The sequence below is a fragment of the Pseudomonadota bacterium genome, from assembly GCA_018817425.1.
Taxonomy (GTDB): domain Bacteria; phylum Desulfobacterota; class Desulfobacteria; order Desulfobacterales; family RPRI01; genus RPRI01.
In genome coordinates this window covers 1-3,454 of the sequence record JAHITX010000059.1, presented here as the reverse complement: position 1 = coordinate 3,454, position 3,454 = coordinate 1, and the positions used below count along the sequence as shown (strand labels likewise).

Sequence of the window (3,454 nt, the reverse complement as noted above, 5' to 3'; positions counted from 1 at the left end):
TTTATTGCCCATAAGCTGGGGTGGAAATTTTATTCTTTACGGCCCGATAGGAAATGCTTCCTGGGTTTATCCTGCCTGTGCAACAATGGATGCCATGATTGCCTATGGCGAGCAGGCAAAGGGAATAAATATTAAAAAAGATCACCCGCTGTATCACATCTTTTAATGGGTAATATTAAAAGAATATGAAGAATGCCTGGCGGTTTATAGATACCGGCATTAATGACGGCTTTATGAATATGGCAATTGATGAAGCCATGCTGGAAATGCATCTTTTGGGGCAGATTCCTCCTACCTTGCGCATCTATAGATGGAGTCCTCCTGCTTTATCTATAGGTTGCTCTCAGCGCATGGAAGATGATGTTGATCGTAATAAATGTTTGGAACTAGGAATAGATGTGGTTCGCAGACTTACCGGAGGCCGCGGTGTTCTGCATAATGATGAATTGACTTATACAGTAATTGCTTCAGGAAAACACGGACTGCCCGGCAGTATATTGGAATCTTATCGGATTCTAAACGAAGGCTTGATTGCTGCTTACCGCATTCTGGGATTGGAAGTAAACCTGGTATCCAATGATAAAGTACTCCCGTCTGCTGCCTGTTTTGCCGGTACTGCAACAGCAGATTTGACTTGCCGGGGGAAAAAAATTGCCGGGGGTGCCCAGTTTAGAAGGGGTGAAGCCTTATTGCAGCACGGTTCTTTGCCTATTGTACTTGATGCAGAGTTAAGTATTGCAGTTCACAAATTTTCGACCCCGGAAATACGCAGCAGAGCATTAAGCACTTTACGTAAAAAGGCAACGGATATCAAAACAGCTTTAGGGAAACAAATTGATTGGCAGGAATTAGCGGATGCCATATTTGCAGGATTTCAAAAATCAATGGGAATCAAACTTTACAACGACAAATTAACATCTGCCGAGATTGAATTAAGCCGGAAGCTGGCAAAAGAAAAATATGGCGCGGCTTCCTGGAATGATTCAGGAGTTTATAATGGCAAAAGAATATAATGATTTTTCACAGAAAATGCCTTCCTGGTTGATAAAACCTTTTCCCAAGGGAAAGCACAGTGTCGGGGTTGCCAGGATTCTATCGCGATGGCGGCTAAATACCGTATGCAGGAGCGCCCAATGTCCCAATTTATGCGAATGTTTTTCCCAGGGGACTGCGACCTTTATGATTATGGGCAACATCTGTACCCGAAATTGCATGTTTTGTGCTGTAAACGACGGCAATCCAGGTTCTCTGGAAGCGGATGAACCGGACAGAATAGCTTCTGCTGTAAAAGATTTGGGTCTTAATCACATTGTAGTAACTTCGGTAACCAGAGATGATTTGCCTGATGGAGGGGCTCTACACTTTGCCGAAACAATTTTCACCATACGCAAGATAAATCCTGATACCACGGTTGAAGTGCTTGTACCGGATTTTAATGGCTCTTACGTTTCAGTTGAAACAGTTATGAAAGCAATACCTGAAATCTTTGCTCATAATCTTGAAACTGTGCCGGGTCTTTATAAGAAAGTCCGGCCAAAGGCAAATTATAAGCGCTCGCTTGCCGTATTGGAGATGGCAAAAACTATTAACAAAAGTATTCATACAAAATCGGGTATGATGCTGGGCCTGGGAGAAACAAAAGAGGAAGTTATCGCCGTAATGCAGGATCTTCGTAAGATAAATTGTGATTTTCTTACCCTTGGGCAATACTTGAGTCCTTCCGAAGATCATCTTCCGGTGAAAAGATTTATAACACCTGACGAGTTTAATGAATTTGCTCAAACAGCAAAACAAATGGGATTTCTGTCAGTAGCTTCGGCGCCCTTTGTTCGCAGTTCGTATCACGCTAAAGAGTTTTTGATCAATAATATATATCCAATATAACCAAAATCACAAAAGAGGAGACAATGATATGATTAAATTAGGAAAGATGGAAAATGCCGGCCCGTATTACGGGAAAACACTTGAGGAATTAGAGAAAGCGGATCTGGGGTGGAGTCCGGAAGAAGAAAGAGAAATTGAGCGCTATTGTGAGCAAATTCACGCAAACTGCCAGGAAGAAGAAATGACTCCCATGGAGCGCTACAAGGCTACTTTTGCCGGAAAGGAAAGAGACCGTGCTATGATAGAGGTGGATTATTTTGCCACATATGCAGTAAGAATTCTTGACTGTTTTGCTGGTGCATTAAAGCCTCTTGATGCTTATCAATTACCCAAATTATTGGTTAAATCCCATTTGGCAACAACAGCCAGGTTCAAGACGGACACTCTTTTCTGTGGCCCGCTTTCTTATGGTGAGAATTTGTTCGGCTGTGATTCAAAAATTATAGATTACGGTAACCCGGTGCATATCGGAGATCCGCCTATAAAAACTGTTGAAGACCTCGAAGGTTTGGATGTTCCCGATCCGGACAAACATGCTATGTACCCTCAATATTTATGGTGGCTGAGAGAATCAAGAAGGATATTTGATAAATACGGCCTAAGCGATCTTATCCCGATCGAAGGCTCCCATTGTCATGGACCTGATGGTTTTACTGCCGGGCATTTATTAGGCTATAATCAGATGATGAAAGCTTTGCGCAAAAATCCTGAACTTGTTCAGAAAACAATTAAATTAGCCACCGAATGGCAGATAAAGCTTGGTATAGCTGTAACAAACCTTGGTAAGGTCGATTACAGTTATCAGTGCGGCAGTATGGGCTTTGTTCCTCACATAGAGAAGAATTTATGGATTGCAGATGAATACAGAGAAATCGGAAATGCAATAAAAGCGGCAATTCCTGCAGACAATCCGATCGTATACGCCTGGGCAATGGAAGGATGCGTTGAATGGCTGCCGACCGTATGGGAGAAAAACGTAGCAGGTCCCGGAAGTTTTGACGGCATTATGGTAACAGGTGATATCACGAGTTATCAAAAAATATATGAATTTTGCCAGGAACACGACATGTATGGGTCTGCTGCCCCATCTGACAGATTAATGGTAAGTGGTCCGTTGTCAGAAGTTGAGGCCGAAGTTAAAGGACGTTGTGATTGTATAAAGAAATCACGTACAAATAAGTGTACTCTTTCAATAGGCGCTGTCGATTATTATACATCTCCCGAACATCTTGATTTTACAATAAATGCAGCTAAGAAACACGGAAAATACTAAATCCTGTGCTATAGCCCCGGCTTTGCAAGGAAGAACTGAAAAAGTTATACTGTAGTATTTATACCTCCTTTTGAGATAAGAAAACAGTGTTGATTCTGTGGCCAAATCTCAAAAGGAGGTAAATATAAGTTTCAAAATATTTTTGAGAGGACTCATGGAAACTAATAAAGATGTCGTTGTAATAGGTGGAGGTCCCGGAGGATATGTAGCAGCTATCAGAGCGGCACAACTTGGCGCATCAACGGCACTAATAGAAAAAGAAGAGCTGGGCGGCACCTGTTTAAATGTCGGCTGTAT

General features: G+C 42.1%; 5 protein-coding genes. All 5 read left to right on the top strand.

Annotation, left to right across the window (positions count from 1 at the left end; genetic code table 11):
• Nucleotides 1-166: tetrahydromethanopterin S-methyltransferase subunit H (locus tag KKC46_10460; protein MBU1054238.1), on the top strand; the 166-nt coding region annotated here is incomplete at its 5' end.
• Nucleotides 167-185: 19 nt separating this feature from the next.
• On the top strand, nt 186-1,013 hold the full coding sequence (locus KKC46_10455) for a lipoate--protein ligase family protein (GenBank protein MBU1054237.1): 828 nt from the start codon (nt 186-188) through the stop codon (nt 1,011-1,013).
• A gap of 16 nt (nt 1,014-1,029) precedes the next feature.
• The gene (gene lipA / locus KKC46_10450; protein MBU1054236.1) at nt 1,030-1,884 is read left to right on the top strand and encodes a lipoyl synthase; all 855 of its coding nucleotides are present in this window, start codon (nt 1,030-1,032) and stop codon (nt 1,882-1,884) included.
• 28 nt (nt 1,885-1,912) lie between these two features.
• Entirely contained in the window at nt 1,913-3,157 is a 1,245-nt protein-coding gene (locus tag KKC46_10445; protein ID MBU1054235.1) for a hypothetical protein, read from the top strand.
• Nucleotides 3,158-3,311: 154 nt separating this feature from the next.
• Nucleotides 3,312-3,454 (top strand): FAD-dependent oxidoreductase (locus KKC46_10440; GenBank protein MBU1054234.1); only part of this gene is annotated, 143 nt, incomplete at its 3' end.